At 50.9% G+C, this 16408-nt stretch carries 16 protein-coding genes and 1 tRNA gene; 6 read left to right on the top strand and 11 right to left on the bottom strand.

What is annotated here, in order from left to right:
• The first annotated feature begins 180 nt into the window (after positions 1-180).
• Positions 181-507: a hypothetical protein gene (locus RRF56_RS03515; protein ID WP_317036243.1), complete on the top strand. Its 327-nt coding sequence runs from the start codon at positions 181-183 to the stop codon at positions 505-507.
• 183 nt (positions 508-690) lie between these two features.
• Here RRF56_RS03515 and RRF56_RS03520 read toward each other — a convergent pair whose 3' ends face one another.
• From RRF56_RS03520 to RRF56_RS03530, 3 genes are all read right to left on the bottom strand, one after another.
• Positions 691-1164, bottom strand: coding sequence for a hypothetical protein (locus tag RRF56_RS03520; protein ID WP_317036244.1), 474 nt, complete (start codon positions 1162-1164; stop codon positions 691-693).
• A 292-nt stretch (positions 1165-1456) separates the two neighbouring features.
• Positions 1457-2461 (bottom strand): protochlorophyllide reductase, encoded by a 1005-nt coding sequence (locus RRF56_RS03525; RefSeq protein WP_317036245.1) that lies wholly within the window; start codon positions 2459-2461, stop codon positions 1457-1459.
• Between the two features lie 210 nt (positions 2462-2671).
• Entirely contained in the window at positions 2672-4135 is a 1464-nt protein-coding gene (locus RRF56_RS03530; protein ID WP_317036246.1) for a phosphoglucomutase/phosphomannomutase family protein, read from the bottom strand.
• A 211-nt stretch (positions 4136-4346) separates the two neighbouring features.
• On the opposite strand from RRF56_RS03530, the gene RRF56_RS03535 reads away from it, so the two are divergent.
• Both RRF56_RS03535 and RRF56_RS03540 read left to right on the top strand, forming a co-directional pair.
• A tRNA-Pro gene (locus RRF56_RS03535) sits at positions 4347-4420 on the top strand.
• Positions 4421-4571: 151 nt separating this feature from the next.
• The gene (locus RRF56_RS03540) at positions 4572-5717 is read left to right on the top strand and encodes a tyrosine-type recombinase/integrase (protein ID WP_317036247.1); all 1146 of its coding nucleotides are present in this window, start codon (positions 4572-4574) and stop codon (positions 5715-5717) included.
• Positions 5718-5727: 10 nt separating this feature from the next.
• On the opposite strand, the gene RRF56_RS03545 is transcribed toward RRF56_RS03540, so the two are convergent.
• Positions 5728-6363: a LexA family transcriptional regulator gene (locus RRF56_RS03545; protein WP_317036248.1), complete on the bottom strand. Its 636-nt coding sequence runs from the start codon at positions 6361-6363 to the stop codon at positions 5728-5730.
• A gap of 102 nt (positions 6364-6465) precedes the next feature.
• Between RRF56_RS03545 and RRF56_RS26340 the strand changes: the two genes are divergently transcribed.
• The 3 genes from RRF56_RS26340 to RRF56_RS03555 all read left to right on the top strand — a co-directional run bounded on the left by RRF56_RS26340 (position 6466) and on the right by RRF56_RS03555 (position 9666).
• Positions 6466-6789 carry a helix-turn-helix domain-containing protein gene (locus RRF56_RS26340; RefSeq protein ID WP_072015953.1) on the top strand — a complete coding sequence of 108 codons (324 nt, stop codon included), beginning with the start codon at positions 6466-6468 and terminating at the stop codon, positions 6787-6789.
• The gene (locus RRF56_RS03550) at positions 6671-6940 is read left to right on the top strand and encodes a hypothetical protein (RefSeq protein ID WP_317036249.1); all 270 of its coding nucleotides are present in this window, start codon (positions 6671-6673) and stop codon (positions 6938-6940) included. Before RRF56_RS26340 ends, RRF56_RS03550 begins: the two co-directional genes overlap by 119 nt.
• A gap of 329 nt (positions 6941-7269) precedes the next feature.
• Entirely contained in the window at positions 7270-9666 is a 2397-nt protein-coding gene (locus tag RRF56_RS03555) for a DUF3987 domain-containing protein (protein ID WP_317036250.1), read from the top strand.
• Between the two features lie 927 nt (positions 9667-10593).
• Here RRF56_RS03555 and RRF56_RS03560 read toward each other — a convergent pair.
• The 7 genes from RRF56_RS03560 to RRF56_RS03585 form a co-directional block, all read right to left on the bottom strand.
• Positions 10594-10824, bottom strand: coding sequence for a type II toxin-antitoxin system RelE/ParE family toxin (locus tag RRF56_RS03560; RefSeq protein ID WP_317036251.1), 231 nt, complete (start codon positions 10822-10824; stop codon positions 10594-10596).
• Positions 10824-11090 carry a type II toxin-antitoxin system ParD family antitoxin gene (locus RRF56_RS03565; protein ID WP_317036252.1) on the bottom strand — a complete coding sequence of 89 codons (267 nt, stop codon included), beginning with the start codon at positions 11088-11090 and terminating at the stop codon, positions 10824-10826. The genes RRF56_RS03560 and RRF56_RS03565 overlap by 1 nt, the downstream gene beginning before the upstream one ends.
• Before the next feature lie 197 nt (positions 11091-11287).
• On the bottom strand, positions 11288-13240 hold the full coding sequence (locus tag RRF56_RS03570) for a DUF3732 domain-containing protein (RefSeq protein WP_317036253.1): 1953 nt from the start codon (positions 13238-13240) through the stop codon (positions 11288-11290).
• Position 13241: 1 nt separating this feature from the next.
• Complete coding sequence (locus RRF56_RS26345) at positions 13242-13844, bottom strand: three component ABC system middle component (protein ID WP_410510529.1); 603 nt, start codon at positions 13842-13844, stop codon at positions 13242-13244.
• A complete protein-coding gene (locus tag RRF56_RS03575) occupies positions 13738-14922 on the bottom strand; it encodes an ABC-three component system protein (protein WP_317036254.1) in 1185 nt (394 codons plus the stop codon). The genes RRF56_RS26345 and RRF56_RS03575 overlap by 107 nt, the downstream gene beginning before the upstream one ends.
• A gap of 169 nt (positions 14923-15091) precedes the next feature.
• Positions 15092-15535 (bottom strand): hypothetical protein, encoded by a 444-nt coding sequence (locus tag RRF56_RS03580; RefSeq protein WP_317036255.1) that lies wholly within the window; start codon positions 15533-15535, stop codon positions 15092-15094.
• Positions 15528-16304: a ParA family protein gene (locus RRF56_RS03585; RefSeq protein WP_317036256.1), complete on the bottom strand. Its 777-nt coding sequence runs from the start codon at positions 16302-16304 to the stop codon at positions 15528-15530. Before RRF56_RS03585 ends, RRF56_RS03580 begins: the two co-directional genes overlap by 8 nt.
• Between the last annotated feature and the right edge of the window lie 104 nt (positions 16305-16408).

The following is a 16408-nucleotide window of genomic DNA, read 5'->3' on the forward strand; positions in this document are numbered from 1 at the left end:
TAGTTAAGGTGTGTCAAGTCATCCTATCGATAGGTTATGGATGGGGGGGTTAGGTTTTGTCTATCTAGAAGGTGTCTAAAAAACGCTGAGGAAGCTGGCTTTATCTGACGCTTGATATAGGCAGGTCTGGGAGCGACGACACTACTATAAATCTTCCAGCCGTATTTTTGGACTAAACAAATGTCGTCTCAACTAGATCGCGATCGCCAACAGCTTGAAACACAGAACACCTCTCTTTTCGATCTCGTCTTTCGCGACAACAAAGGAGATATTGTGATTGCTCAAGCGCCAAATTTACCCGTTTTAGTGGGCTTAATCACTACATTTCTACAATTCTTGCTTCCTTCGGGCAATATTCACCTAGGTTTAAAATTGGTGGCGTTTGGCGCGTTGTTTACCTGGGCTTGGCAAGAACTATTTGAAGGGGTTAACTATTTTCGCCGTGGCCTGGGCTTGATTTCTCTAGGGGGGCTGCTGGCCCTCAGTCTTAAATTGGGTGGCATATAGGTTCAGGTTCATAAAAATTCCCTGCGATCGCTCTTAACGATCGCAGGGGTCTGACGATAAAAGCTATAGCAAACAACCGCAGCATAGCTATAGCTACTCAGGTTAGGACAAAGCCGTCATTTTCGCCCCGCCAATAGCTTGCTTAGCCACCAGAATGGCCATTTTCCTGCTGGTCAGAGGCGACTATTGGCTTGGCTGTTGCACCTCAGGTGACTGGCTAGCCGGATCTGCGATCGCGCCTGACGGGAAAGGCTGACGGCTAGGGGGCTGAACCACGGGCCGCTGGGGCACCGGTATCTGCGGCGACCCAATTTGGGGAACTGGAATGCCGGGTACAACCGTTGCTCGACCCGGCACAACGGTTCCGGTGGGAGCTGATGTTGCCCCAGTGGGAGCTGTTGTATCTGTAGGTGAGGTCGTCCCAATCGGTGCCGTTGTTTCTGCTGGAGCTGTTGCCCCAGGGGGTAAACCCGTTGCACCGGGGGTAGAGGTAGGCGCAGCTGGCGTTACGATTGTCCGCGTCGGGGCGACATTGCCTTGGGGCGCGGTAGGAGTACCCGCACCTCCCGGAGAAACACCTTGGGGCACCGTATTAGAGGCTCCACCGCTGTCGCAGAGATCGTCTAGGTTGATCACCTGCCCTGCAGAGTCAACCATGTAACAAAATCCTTGGGCCTGACTAGAGCTGGGCCACACGAGTGCGCCCACCAATAGACCAAGCCCCCCTGCAAGTTTCAACATCATCGGTCTCATCGTCTTCAGCGGCATAGGCGTACGGGTTTAGACTACCAACTTGACAAAAGGCACCGTATCGGCCATTCGGTAGAATCTAAAAGTTTAAACAGGCTGGTATGAGTTGAACCGTTGAAACAAAAACCCTCTGGCCCCATAGGGACCAGAGGTCAAAAGATGGTCTTGAGTCAAACTAAACAGCGTGAGTGCCAGGCTATTAGACTGAGCCTGCGGTAGCGGGCACGTTGCGGGCCGTCTCGTCATCAAGCTCCACTAGGCGGGCGCTGAGATCCCACAGTTTGCGAGCCTTAGCGTCGTCCTGGGCTTCATTCGAGACCTCCTGGGCGAAAGAGCGACGACCGGGCTTTTGGCGGTTGCCCCAGCTCCAGTACATGCCCGACTCTTTGAGTTCAGCGTCGGTGACCACATCGGCCACCCGCTCCCCGGCAAGCTTTTGGGTGACATAGCCGCCGGTCACATTCTTTTGGAACCAGGGGAAGATCGTCTGGAACGCCTTGAAGTGGTTGCGGAACAAAGGCGTATCAGCCACACAGCCGGGATACAGCGAGCTAAAGGTAATGCCGGTTTCATCGTGGTAGCGGCGGTGCAGCTCGCGCATGGTCAGCACGTTGCAGAGTTTGCTGTCTTTGTAGGCTTTGCCCGACTTGAATTTCTTGTTGTTGATCATCGAAATTGGGGCTTTGAACCCAGCTTCGAAGCCTTCTAAGTTGCCTAGGTCGGGCGGTGCAGGGATGGGAATCTTGCCGCCTAGCTCTTTGGGGTTGGCGGTTACAGTGCCGAGGATGATCAGGCGCTTGTCGGCAGCGGGGGATGCCTTGATATCATCGAGCAGCAGATTGCACAGCAGGAAATGGCCCAGGTGGTTGGTGGCGACGCTGATCTCGTAGCCGTCGTCACTGTACATCGGCTCTTTGAGCAGGGGGTAGTAGACCGCCGCGTTGCACACCAGCGATTCTAAACTACGCCCCGTGGCCCGAAAATCGCTGACAAACTGGCGCACGCTGGCCAGAGAGCCCAAATCGAGGTGAATGATGCTGTAGCGATCGCTCGGCATCCCAATTTCTTGCGCGACCTGCTTGGTTTTGTCGATATTGCGGCAGGCCATGACTACATGCCAACCGCGATCGGCTAGGGCCTTGGCGGCGTTTAGCCCTACCCCAGAGGACGCCCCGGTAACAATGACTGTTTTCTGCTGTTCCATAGCTATGTTTAAGACTGCAAAATCGCTTCTAGCATTCCAGTGTTAAGGATTGCACGAACAGCGATGCAGTGTCTTAATGTTTTTTGAGGTGTTGTTACATAGGGTTTAAGGTGTCGGGTGCCGGGTGTCAGGTTTAGGGTTTAAGGTTTAGGGCAAAACCTAGTACCTGAAACCTAGGACCTGAAACCCAGCACCAAGGCCCCGTCCCCCCTACCCAAACGAGTTTGCCCAATCCTTCGCCCAGTGCAGATGCTTGTGCACTTCCTCTAAGGTCTTAGCTTCGCTGTAGAGGCGCAGGACTGGCTCGGTGCCGCTAAAGCGGATCAGCAGCCAGCTGTCGTCGGCGAGGGTGAGTTTGTAGCCGTCGATGTCGAGAATGTGGGTGACGGCTTTGCCCGCGACTTCGGTGGGTGGGGCAGTGGCCAGGGTGTCTAGTAGTTTGGCCTGCACTTCCATGCTGGCCAGGGGCAGGTCAATGCGATCGTACTCAGAGAAGTAGCCAGTTTTTTCTTGCAGGCTGCGGTAGTAGTCGCTGAGGTCAAGCCCTGACGCCACGACGGCCTCTAATACATAGAGGGCCGACATCAGGGCATCGCGCTCGGGAATATGGTGGCCGTAGCCAATGCCGCCCGACTCTTCGCCGCCCAGCAGTACTTTGGCGTCTTGCATGCGATCGGCAATGTACTTGTAGCCCACGGGGGTTTGGTATAGCTCTAGCCCGTTCAGCTTGGCCACCGCCGGAATCAGGTTTGAGCCGCTGATGGTTTTGACGATTTCACCGCTGTAGCCCCGCCGCGACTTGAGGTGGTCAATCAGAATGGGAATGAGAATTTGAGAGCTAAGGAAGGTGCCGTTGCCATCGACAGCGGCAATGCGATCGCTGTCGCCATCAAAGACCAACCCCACCTTCACTCCCTGCTGCGTGGGATACTCCTCCACGGTCTCCAGCATTTCGCCCAGATACTTGGGCAGCGGCTCAGGCGGATTGCCGCCAAACAGTGGATCAGCCTCGCTGTGCAACTCATGAATGCTACCTTCGCCTAGTAGCCTTGGCAGCCCACCGCTGGCAGAACCGTACATGACATCGGCAAACACCGTCAGCTTGCCGCTGGAGATCGCACTCTGAATCGCCGCCACATCCACCTGGGCCTGGAGCGCTGTGCAGTAGTCGGGCCAGGGGTCAAAGGTTTCAAGCTTGCCCTTTTCACCTAGGGGAGTCGGGGGAGTGGGCAGCAGAGCCTCTACCTGCTGGGTCACCTCGGGCGACACCGACCCGCCAAAAGCTCCTTTGATCTTGAGCCCCGAGTAGGCCGGCGGGTTGTGGCTGGCCGTAATCACGATCGCACCCAACAGATTTTGATGCTTGGCAGCGTAGCTAAAGGCCGGAGTGGGGGCGTAGTCTTGGGAGAGGAGTACGTCAAAGCCCTGGGCCGTAATGGCCTCGGCAGCCGTGCGGGCAAATTCGGCGGCTAGAAAGCGGCGATCGTAGCCGACCGCGATGGTGCGGCTGCCGGTTGTAGCCCCAAAACAGTGGTGCAAGACATGGGCCGACACTGCTGCCACCTGAGCCACCCGCTCAAAGGTAAAGTCGGCGGCGATGATGCCGCGCCAGCCATCGGTGCCAAACTTAATCGGTTTCGGGGTCGCTGGAATGGGGCCAGAGGGTGCTGCCATAGCAGAATCCAAATGTCAGGGCAAAAGAGCAGATTTTCTCTGAGTTTACCCGCTTACTCAGGCGGTGACACGGCCAGAGCAGCGCCCCTACGGACAATTTATCCAACTGCCTGATTTTGCTGAGCAGTCTTGAAAGATGAACGAATCATCCTGAGGCGATTCTAAGTTTGTCAATGGTGGGGGCTGCCGTGCTACGCTATTTGAGTAAAAACGGGATGTAGCGCAGCTTGGTAGCGCACTTCGTTCGGGACGAAGGGGCCGTGGGTTCGAATCCCGCCATCCCGATTCTTCTAAAACCTACTGCGGAAGCGCCTTGTAGCCGACGCATCAACCTTTTGATGACCCTAACATATTGTCAATAGGGGGGGTGAGGTTGGCTACTTTTGGACGCTTTTGGACGTCTGAGTGGTAGGAAATTGGTAGGAAGATGACTACTATGCAACCCCCCGTAGCGGCACGCCCGACGCTGAGCCGCGACCTAGATAGAAGCCTTGTCAAGGTAGAAAGCGATAAAGGTAGGCTGAGATTACGCTTTACCTATGGAGGCACACGCCACTACATAGCCGTTGGCTTGCCTGATTCCCGAGTTAATCGCATCGTGGCCCAGCAGAAGGCGACTCAGATCGAACTGGATATTGCCTCCGGCAACTTCGATGAGACCCTCAAAAAGTACAAGCCACCCAAAGCTGCCGCTAGAAAGCGCGAAGCAACCACCGTGACTGGGCTATTTGAGAAATTCACAGCGGTTCAGACCAAAGCCAAAGACTTGCAGGTGGGCAGTCTGTGCCGCTATGGAGCTACGCAGCGACATTTAGACGCATTTTTCTCAACTAAGCCAGCAGACAATGTGGATGAGGGCAGTGCCGCCGCTTTTGCCGAGTACTTGCGAAAGCGAGTGGTCGAACGAACGGCCAAAGACTACTTAACCCTAGTTAAGTCCTGTTGGAACTGGGCTGAGCAGACACTCGGACAAAACCCCTGGGCATCCGTTCTAGAGAGAGTGAAACCAGCCCCTAAACAGAAGGTTAAGCCTTTTACATTGGCTGAGGTCCAAGCTATCTTGGCGGCGTTTAGAACGGATCGTTACTACCAGCACTACGCCGACTTCGTGACGTTCCTATTCGGTACAGGCTGTCGTTTTGGGGAAGCTGTAGCCCTAAAATGGAAGCATATTGCCGATGACTACTCAACGGTATGGATTGGCGAATCTGTTTCTAGAGGAGTCCGTAAGACCACCAAAACGGGGAAAGATCGGACGATAACCCTTACCCCCACGGTGGCAGAAATGCTATCTGCTAGAAAACCTACCAACGTAGATCCTGAAGCATCAGTTTTTCCATCGCCGAAGGGAAAGCTCCTCAACGACCATACCTTCCGTCGCCGAGCCTGGACCAAAATCTTGACCCGGCTCGAAATTACCTACCGGAAGCCTTACTCTACCCGCCATACTGCCATCAGCCATACTCTGGCTAATGGCGCAAATCCTCTAGCGGTAGCAGAGCAAACAGGTCACGATCCTCAAATTTTGTTCAAACATTATGCCTCCGTCATTCAGAAATCTGCTGTGATGGTGGAATTTTAAAGCGCTAACGTTATAGCTTGTGTCCAGCCCAAACTACCCTGCCCATGATGCTTAGGCCATTAGCTTTGCTAGACAGGTCTAAGGAAAAAGCTTCGTAGGCAGGGTTATCACTTAGCACCCGGAAGTTATTTTCGGGGATGTATTGCAAGCGCTTAATCAAAATTCGCTCATTTAGCTTAAACAGGAAAAGGCCATGGTCGATAGCCGCTAACTCCCTAACACGAGTATCTACTAGGACTAGGTCTCCGAGAACCAGGGTAGGCTCCATGCTTTCGTCCTGAACTTGGGTGAGGAGTAAGTGGTCATAAGACTTTGGGAACTCAGACTTTAGCCAGTCCGTCTGGAAAGCTAGCGGATCCTTATAGATATACTCTTTGGATTCTCCGTCTCCCAAGCTGTTGTGACCGGGCTGACCACCAGCCAGCCATTCTACGCTGACGTTTGCCGTGCGTGCTATGGCGAGCAGTGCAGGTCGGGTAGGTTCGCTTTGGCCGTTGAGGTATTGTCGCAAAACTGTGTCAGAGAAACCACAGCTTCGTGCAAATCCTCGAATGCTATTCTCTCCAACGGCCTGTTTTAAGCGTTGGGGGAAATCGTTTGAGTCGGTCAGTACCGCCTGCCCCTCATTAGAAGGCGTGTTATTCATCGCAAGTCCAGAGATTTAGTATTGCAAATTATAGCGCTTGACATGCGCGTTATTAATTGTTAGCTTCATCGATATACAAATTGATGGAGCTTTGTTGATCTTATGCACGTAGAGGACATTAAGGCAGCTCTTCGTAAGCAAGGCTGGACGTTGGCCGGTATTGCTAAGGAACTCGGTGTAGGGCCTTCTGCCATCTCCCACGCCCTGACAAGGCAACGGTCTCGCAGGGTTGAAAAAGTGATCGCGGCCAAGCTCGGCCTGTCTCCTCGGGAGATCTGGCCTCAACGTTATAAAGGAGGGGCAACCCATGAATCAGTTTGTCAGCAAGCAGGAAGCGTTACAGTACCTCAATCTCAGCAGCACTACCTTAAAAAAATACAGATTGCAGGGCCTGTTAATCGAGGGCATTCACTGGGTTCGCATTAATAGCCGCTGTACCCGCTACAACTTGGAGCTCATCAAAGATTGGCTCCAAAACCGCCATGACCCAGTGGCCCACCAACGGGCCATTGAGATTTATCAGGCCAGTTTGTTGAGTAACCAGCGAAAAGTTCCTCAGCGATCTAATCGTCGATAACCTCAGGGACATCAAGCTGCCTTGATATCTCGATAGTCCATCAAGTATGTGATGAAGAGCTAGGCTTAGCATCTCATTCTTGAGGCCTATGAAAAAACACCCTAACTACAACGCAGTAAGGGTGTCAGACTTTCTTTGTTTATTTTCTGAGCCAGGCCAATCAACATCCTGATGTGGTTTTCGCCGAACCGCCCAGGGCATTAATCTGCGGCTAGAAGTGGTGTCTTCAACTATAGCAAAGACATCGGAAATGTCTACCCTGGGCACAGTTAACGGTTAAAGCAGCCGGTTGATTGTGGTGGCCTGGCTCCTAAATTCAGGAGCTAACCATGGCACAGTACATTTACTCGGGGCGATCGCGCCCCTGTCCTATTTGTGGACGCACTAAAGACCAGGACTGCCGCTGGAATGGGGAGGTGGTGTTCTGCCACACCCACGTAGACCAGGATGGCGCGGTAGACGGCTACGTTTACCGAGGTGCGACAGCCGATGGCATGTGGGGGCAATACTTTGCAGCCACCGCCTCACCCGAGAAGCCGGTTCGACCCCAGCAGCGTCAGGATTACTTTTATCCGAGCCGAGCTGGGCAGCCCCTGGTAAAGGTGACGCGGGTAGATCGGGGCAACGGCGCGAAGTTTTTTGTCCAGTACCACTGGAATGGGCAGCAGTGGGTCAAAGGGTTGACCCCTGAGATTAGAGCCCAGGTGCCGATCTACCGCTACCAGAATGTCCAGAATGCCGTATCCATCGGTCAACCCATCTGGATGGTGGAGGGGGAAGGCTGCGCTGATGCCCTGTGGGCGATCGGCATTCCCGCGACAACTACTCTGGGTGGCTCGAAGAAGTACCGCAGCTATGGTGATTACCGTCAGGATTTGCAGGCGGCCCAACTGGTGCTGTGCCCAGATCGCGACCAGGTCGGCATTGCCCATATGGAGGAAGTTGCCCAGGACTTCCCCTCGGCCCAGTGGTGCTATCCCTACCCGGATAGTCTGCGCTGGCAGAACTTGCCGAAGCATGGCGGACTGGATGTGGTGGATTGGATTCACGATGGGGCCACAGCAGAGCAAATTCGGGCGGCGGTGCAAGACCGGCGGCAGCTGGAGGTCAGCTCTACTCAAGGCCCCGAGCGACTGTCTGTGCAAGCCTTGCAAGACCAGATTCGCACCTACCTGGTCACAAGCCCCACTAAACTGGCCCTGGCGGCGCAGGTGGTGCAGTGGCACCAGGAGACGGGGCTATCGGCTAGGGATATCGGCAACCTGGTCACTCTGGTGCAGGCGGAGCTGGAGCAAACCGAAGAGCGGGACGATCGCCGAGCTGAAATTCACCAGCTGCTCAAAATTGGCGACTACCAGCTGTGTCTAGGAGAGTATCTCCACGCTGACCTGGCGGAACCCTTAGAGCAGATCGCTGACTGGATTGGGGCGACGCCAGCGGCAATGCTGGTGACGCTACTGCCGGTAGCGGCGTCATTGCTGCGGGTCGGTACGGAGCTGGAGATTGACGCCGGGATGGGGTTCTCAGTGCCGCCAATTGTATTCACGGGATTGGTGGCCCCCTCGGGCAGCAAGAAGAGCCCGATTCAGAGGCAGATTTTGGGGCCGCTCTCGCTGCTTCAGGCGGAGGCGGATCAGGAGTATGAGTATGCCGCCTCGGAATATGAGGTTGATCTGCGGGATTGGGAGCAAACTAGGGCAGAGGATAGGGGCATTCGCCCGAGGAAGCCGATGCCACGGGAATACCACACCTCGGATGCGACACGGGAGGCGATCGCCCGAATCCAAGCCCAACAGCCGGAGCGGGGCATTTTGGTGACGCCGGATGAATTGGCAGGTCTGTTCAAGGGACAGAACCAGTATCGCAATGGCCGGGGCAATGATAAGGAGTCGCTGCTGACGGCCTTTGATGGCTCAGGGCTGAAGGTAGATCGAGCTAGTGGCCTGCGCATTAGCCTGCCGCGCACCAGTCTGAGCCTAACGGGGACGATTCAGCCCGATATTCTGCGGGAGATGATGGGGGATTGCTCGGATGCCAGTGGCCAGTGGGCCAGATTTTTGTGGTGTTTGCTGCCGCTGAAACCTGCGCCGTTTCCCCGGCGGACGGTGTGCCATGACGTATCGGAGCGGCTCTATGGCCTCTACCAGCAGTTGGAGGGGTTAACGGCTCAGTGCTACCGGCTGAGCCCTGAGGCCAAGGCATTATTTGCGGATTGGTATGACCAGCTGGATCAGCTGCGGGTGACGGAGACGCACCCAGGCTTGCAGGCAGTCTATTCCAAGATGCAGGGCTATACGGGGCGGCTGGCGCTGATTCTTCACTGCCTGAATGCAGCGGTGGAGGGGCATTTGCCGAATAATGCGGTGGATGCGGGCCAGATGCAGGCAGCGATTAAGCTGGGGCGTTGGTTCATTGGCCAGGTGAAGCTGCTCTATGCGGACGGCAATACGGTTGATGGGGCGCTGGAGCCGGTCTATACGAAGCTAATTCAGCTATCGCGGGTGCGGGGCTGGCTGCGAGCGAAGGATGTACGGAATTATGAGCGCAGTTTACGGAAGGCGGAGGTGGAGGTGATTCGCGCTCATTTTTTGGAGCTGGAGGCGATGGGGTATGGGGAAACTCAGGGGATGGGGAATCGGCTGCGGTGGCGGGCAACGGTAGACGCGGTAGACAGATTTGAGGAAACGGTAGACGGGGTGTCTACCGCTGAAAGTGTTGATGACTAAGGGTTGTAGCGAAACGGTAGACAAGTAGACAGGGTTTGCCAATGGGGAATTGCTAGGAAAGTGTCTACCGTCTACCGAAATGGCTGAAGAGATTGTGGATAAAGGCTTTTGCCCGGTAGACACTCTGTCTACCGGGCGTCTACCATGTCTACCGAAAATCGATTACTCCTCGTCGTTGTCTGTGAACAAACTCGTTAGATCGCGGTAGCCACTGACGACTCGCAAGATGTCTACTCTAGATTCGGTTGCGGTATAGAGAATGAGGCGTTGCTGATTCAGGGTATGAAGCGACGGCTCAAATCTTTGAAAACTCCTTCCGGATTGCGCAAATTCATACTGCCATTCAGCAACGCCGCCTAAGCTACGAGCACGTAGGCCAACACGGCGCGTGCAGCCTTAAAGCAATCTTCTTGATGACCACCGAGTGCACAGAGCCTGAGTTCACTAATCTCAAAGAAGAATTAGAAGAGTTAGGTTATAGGCTGAACGTAGTAGACGGCTGCACAAAAGAGCATCAGGATGCGAGACAACGCGCTTTCAATGATGCAATGACCACTGCTCAAGTAGGAGAGATCACATGCAGATCGAATTTCCCGACCATTTAGTACCTACCGTAGATAAGTCAGTGAAGGCTTTGAGTGACCAAGCCTTTTTATCAAGTGAGGACCGAACAGTACTTGTCCTACTTCGAGAACTGCAGCAAGCCATTAGTGTTAGCAAGAGCAAAGAGAAGTAATGGCTAAAATCATGACCCGCTGGGAGACTTTCTCATACGATGTCTTGGGCAACAAGCACGATGGGTACGAGGTCAACAACATCTACAGAGGTGAAGAAGTTGACCTAGCCCTTGAGTTAAAAGGCTACAACCAGGGCACCCCGCATGGCCCCCTAAATCCCCCAATTCTGAGGGGGCAAATCATACTTGCGTTAAGCAATGCCGAGAATGAGGTAGCTCTCCATTGAGATGCTGCGTAGCTCTGGGAGGATTTTGTCGCGTGGCCGCCCTAGATTAGGGAATTGGGTGATTCTGGCGAATTTGGCATCGAGCTTTGAGAGAAAGCGCTCGGCCTGCTGAAGCCCAGTCTGGCTAGCGATGTAGTCTGCAATGGCCTCAATGTCTTGAATGGCAGGCTGGGTTAGGTAAAACTGAGGGGCCATTATTCGGCGGAAGCGTGGCGAGACCGCAGATTTTCTCTAATTTGGGCCATGGCGGAAGAGCCTTCAACGAGTTCGCCACGTTGGGCTGCATCCCAGCCGACCTGGGCATCTTGCTGGAGTTCGGGGAGTCGCCCTTGATAGATATCGTCTTGCTGGTCGAGCAGGTGGATGCCTGCTGTGATGACGTCTAGGGCAGATTGGTATTTGCCAGCAGCGAGTTGGCGTTGGATGAGTTGCTCTAATTCAGGGGGAAGGACGATTTGCATAGTGGAGGTAGAAAAGCAAAAGTTCTGGTTTGATTTTAGCGTTATGGGATAAATGCACTGCTTTCACCCGAATTCAATTAGAAAAAACGCAGCAACTTGTAAATAGAAAACGGTGCCACACTTATAATTCGTTCAATTTTCCGAACCGAGTTGAGCAACAATTGAAAACCACTAAAAATATCCTGTTCAGTTTTCAGCTAACCGACTACCAAATTTTCAGATATTAGTGCTCTGCCATCTGTCCATGGCTCTTCAACAAGCGCCTCCTGAAACTTCTCATTGCTCAGGTTTGCATGTTCAAGAACAATAATTTGAAATTCAGGAAAAAACTCCTCGCAGAATTCATGCAAAAGGCTAAACATCCTTTCAACAGCAACAATATCAGCATTAGAACTCAAGGTTTCTTCAACCGTAATATTCTCCAAGGCTAAATACATATCTCTCGAAGGGAAATAGACTTGCGATGGTTGATCAAGTATCAAAAAACGAGGAACTGGTCTTTGTTTCTCTATAAAATGCTTGTGTAAAGCTAAGTGGGCGATCAGATGACATCCCAGCCAATTCTCACCGCTACCCATACGCTCCATTGGTATTGGTCTTTCTGGTCTATCTACAATCACAGTTAATTTCTTTAAGTCAAGACGATAAGGTGCCCCACAGTGTTCAAGTTCTAAATAGTTGGCCCAGTTAGTCATTTGCTGGCCAATTCTATTTAAGATCGATGACATGATTTCATCTTCTTCAACAGGATCGATCTGCGACTCAAAATCTTCAACCCTTCTGCGAGCTATATCAACATTTGTGCGCAACTCTGAAGTCTCGTCAGCAAAGCTAACAGATTCCAGATAGAGACTTATGCGACCTAAAACACGAGCAATTCGAACATTTAAGTCACGCATTCTTTGAGTTGCTTCTTCTTCTTCTAAAATTGCTTGTATAGCAATCTCGACTTCACCTATCTGTTGACGAATTTCTAGTCGTTCTTCCTTAAGCTGTTGTATATACTCTCTCAATTTAGGCTGTTTTCCTTCTACTATATGAACACTATTTCTTAAATCCTCTAATGAATTTTGTATTTCTAATGCAGAAGTTACAGGCTGTGAGAGTTCTGAGTTGCATAAGGGGCAAAGACGATTAGTACCATTATTATCATGTCTAAATAAATTGATTGATTCCAATCTTATTAGCTGTTGGTTGGCTTCATTTGAATAACCCTCTGCCTCTTTTACAAAAGATTCTGCGGCATCAATTTTCTCTTGCTTCCGCTTTAAATTTGTATATAACCCATCCCTTTCCAGTTGGAGGCCTGGAAAACGATCATCGACTATCGCAGGCAAATTAGTAGGTTCCCAGTCAAGAGACTGTCTTAGTAATAAGAGAATTTGCTCAGTGTTTTCAGTTTCAGCCTCTACTGAGATTAAACCAATTTGTTGAGCCTCTACTAAAAGTCTTCGGCCAACATCAGTTTGTTCGTTGGCAATAGACAAAGCCTCTTCTAATCTGCGCTGTGCAATTCTAAGCTCTCGACGGGCAACTCGTAACTCTTGCTCTAAGATAAGTTGATTTTCCTGGGTGATTCCCAAGAAATACGGTAGAGAATCCTTAATAGCTTGTGGAATAAACTGTTCTTGTTGCCTGTGAAATAAAAGCCGTCTATTAGCTATCTGGTTTTGATCCTGAAAAAGATAAAAAGTTGAGTGTCTAATGTCCACTCTTAGAGCATCTCTAGACTGTCCTGGATCTGGAGTGTTTTGATTCGCAGAAATTCCAATTAGATCTGAAAGAAAGCCTTTAAGAGTTTCGTCATTAGTATTAGGCTCTAAATCAGCTACTTCAGGGATTTCAATTGCTTCACTAATTTCATAATAGGCTTGACTTTGTGTTGTATTATACCCTGGAGGACTGGGTTTAGCGATAAATAGCTGACTACGAGGGAACTGTAGAAGAACTGCATACCAAGATACTGTATCTCGTATAATTCCCTCTGGAATTAGAAAAGTAGATCTCCCAAGGCAATAGTCTACAATATCAATAATAGCTGATTTACCGGTTCTTGATTTCCCAGTAATTATATTTACTTTGCCTATTTCAAAGTTTAGGATTCTTTTTTCACCCAATGAATTATAAAGAATAATCGATCTTATCTGCATTTTATGGACGAACTCCCCACATGGTGAAAAAAGATGCTGGATCTTGGATTTTGGCCATCCATTGGCCTAAAAACTCAGCAGTTCTAATGAGAGATTCTATTTCTGGACTATCTGTGTTGCTGCTCAAAGAACGTCGTATCCAGGTAACTGTTCCATCCTCTTGAAAAGATATTATCTGGGTCTGACACCCAAATAATATGGCTTCCTTAGTATAAGGAGTTAAATTTCTCACGCGATTCACGAAATCAATGCGAACCTCGGGATTTTCTCTCAACCATACATGGAGCTTAGTGCGTGTGGTAGTGGGTAAAGTTTGACGTGTTTGAATATGCAAAGTAATTGGAAGAACAAGAAATGCTAACGTGTACGGCATACCACGTCCACTTTCTCTCTCAAAGCCCCTAATGCTATATTGAATTAGCAAAGAGCAAAATGCAGGATTGAATAGATTAGCTATCTCAATAGGTCTTCTTTCCCATGGAAGCATAATGAGGTTCCTATGAAACCGGCAATAATTGGGTAAGCCTTTCAACAAATTTCGGATGCCAACATATAGTTGGTGACATCTGATCTGCCAGGATGTGGTAGCTTCCACGCATAACATATTCTTCAGAAACTTGTGGGCGTATTCGAATATCTGCTTTCTGATCCATCCAATTATATAGTTGACGCCCAAATTGTTGGTGCATTGTCTCGTTTTCGTCTTCAATAATTAATTCATCTTGGAGCATTAAGCGATATCGATCCCATTCATCAACTAACTTCTTCTCATAGTGTTCGATTTCATCACCAAATAACAGCTCCTCACGAGCCCATCTTGATCTTTGCTCAAATGCTCGGTAATAGTCTAGTATTGCTTTCTCTATGCGCTTGTTATTGATCGATATAGCTTTCAGTTGTATAACAAAGCGCCTAGTGTCTGCGTCAGCATCAGGTGGATTAGACGGTTCAGCATTAAAATAATCTATTGGCAATGCTTCAGGCTTAAACTGCTCTGCAATGTCTCGAATTTTGTCACTGACTTCAAATCCAGAAACTGGGACAGTAGACGCGCCGTTAAGATGGTTGATTATTTTGCTAAACCACCAGCCCTCTAACCTCTCATACAAGCTATCTAAATGATCTCGTCTTACAGAAAGTTTTATTCTATTTTTTATGTTCAAAACAACATTAATAATATTAGAAGAGTTGTCAATAATATGAATTGCGTTTACCAATTGCTCTTGTTGAGCTGGTGTCAGTTCATTGAAGGCGTCAAATGCTTTGGCAAGACTTTGGCTATCAGAGGTTTGCGCAATATTCCTCAACTGCTGTGTAGCAAGTTTGGGATTCCTGTGAAGTCCAGGCTTTAAAAGAAATGAGACTGAGTTGTCAGGGGCTACGCCTGTAGTAACGAGGGTCAGTAGCGTGTCAGAATTGACTGAGCCATCTTTCACAAAACTACTCCATACTCGAATAGTCTTCCAAAGATCACTGCTTCTGTCAGTAAGCGATGCTGGATTAGTATGATGCTTTAGTTGTAAGAGTTCAATGGGACTTCCTTGTTCCTCAAACGTGACGTCATCAAGGCTTTCAATAGAAACCTGTAATTCCTCTCGATTTTCTAGAATGAGGTCTAATGCATAGCGGACTTGGTAGAGATAACCAAGTGCTTGAGGCCCTGCTGAAAAACTTGAACTCATAATGTCTCAGCTTAATTAGCTCGGAAATCAAGGGGAGCAGACATAAAGTCTATAATCTTTCAAGAGGAGATGTCATAGTCTGAAGTTAGAAAACTTTAATCACATACCCAATTGATATCGGCGGCATATCTTGTTACTGATATTAATAAAACTTTGAGAGTTTATATCACTACCCCCTCAATCGCTTCTGCATCGTCTCCAACTTCCTCAAATCCGCCGCCCGCTTTCGCCGCTGGTAGCGCTCTTTCGCCACCCCATTCACCACCTGCATCGCCTTGGGGTGCTCCGCCAAGTAAAGGTACGCCGCCTCAAACCACACCTCCTTGGTGATCTTCTCATCCATACAGAGGTGGCGCAGGGCCTTATCAATCTCTTCTTCTAACCGGGTCGTCGTCCGCACTAGCTGCGGTAACTCCGCCTCATCATCTTGGCTAACAGACATACTGACGTCAACACCCGTAGACTCGCTAGAGTCACTATATCCCGACCCATTGCCCCCCACCGTCACTTGTTGAGGAGACTTCACAGGTAACTCTGCCCCCAACCCATCGGCACGGGGTGGCACACTCGGGCGCTGCCGCTGCATCAACCGTTCCAGCGCATCCTCAGCCATTCCCTTGCCCCTGTTCTAACGCCTCAATCAACCTGTGCAGCGGAAATTCCAGCTCCCCATAACCAATCTCTGCTAGCCGCCGCCCCTGCCGAATCGCCTGCTTGTAGCGCTCACTCTCCACAATTGACGGCAGCACCGGGATTGAGCCCGCCACCTGCTGCATGGCGGTTATGGCCTCTCGGCTATCTGTTGCCTGAGACCTACCAAACCATTTATCGCGAAACGGTAGCACCCCCAGCACCTGGCCCTTAAACGCCCGGATTCGCCCCATTTCCTCCAGCAGTTCTAGGCTGCGCAATAGTGAATTCACGCCCTTAGTCGATGCTTCTGCGGGAATCAGCACCCAGTCCGAGGCCCCCATCACCGACAAACAAATCTGGGTGCGCTGGGGCGGCGAGTCGATAATGCAAACGTCAAACACATCCTCCACGGCCTCCAGGGCATGGTGCAAAGCCAAGGCTCCCATCCCGATGGTGGCCAAGTATTCCTGGGCCTTGTGCAGCCCCTCATCGGCTGGAATCAAAAACAGATTCGCCGTCGCCAGCGGATAGATCCCATCGGCTGTTTCCACTTGGCCCTTCAGCACCTCTAGCAGGGTGGGCTCACTCGCTTGAACGTCATGGCCCAAATAAAAGGTCAAATTCGCTTGCGGATCGGCATCCACCATCAGCACCTTCTGGCCCCGGCTCGCCAGGAGCTGCCCCAGTAGCAGCGAGACCGACGTTTTCCCTTGCCCCCCAGAGAGCGACAAACAACTTACCGTCTTCATAGCTGTGTTTCACTCCTCGTATAACGCCCAGCTCCTGATCACCTCTACAAGGCTCGCCTTACCCAAACCCCTGCCGCCTTTAAGACTGTAAATTTAGAGGCATC

The organism is Nodosilinea sp. E11, assembly GCF_032813545.1.
GTDB lineage: Bacteria > Cyanobacteriota > Cyanobacteriia > Phormidesmidales > Phormidesmidaceae > Nodosilinea.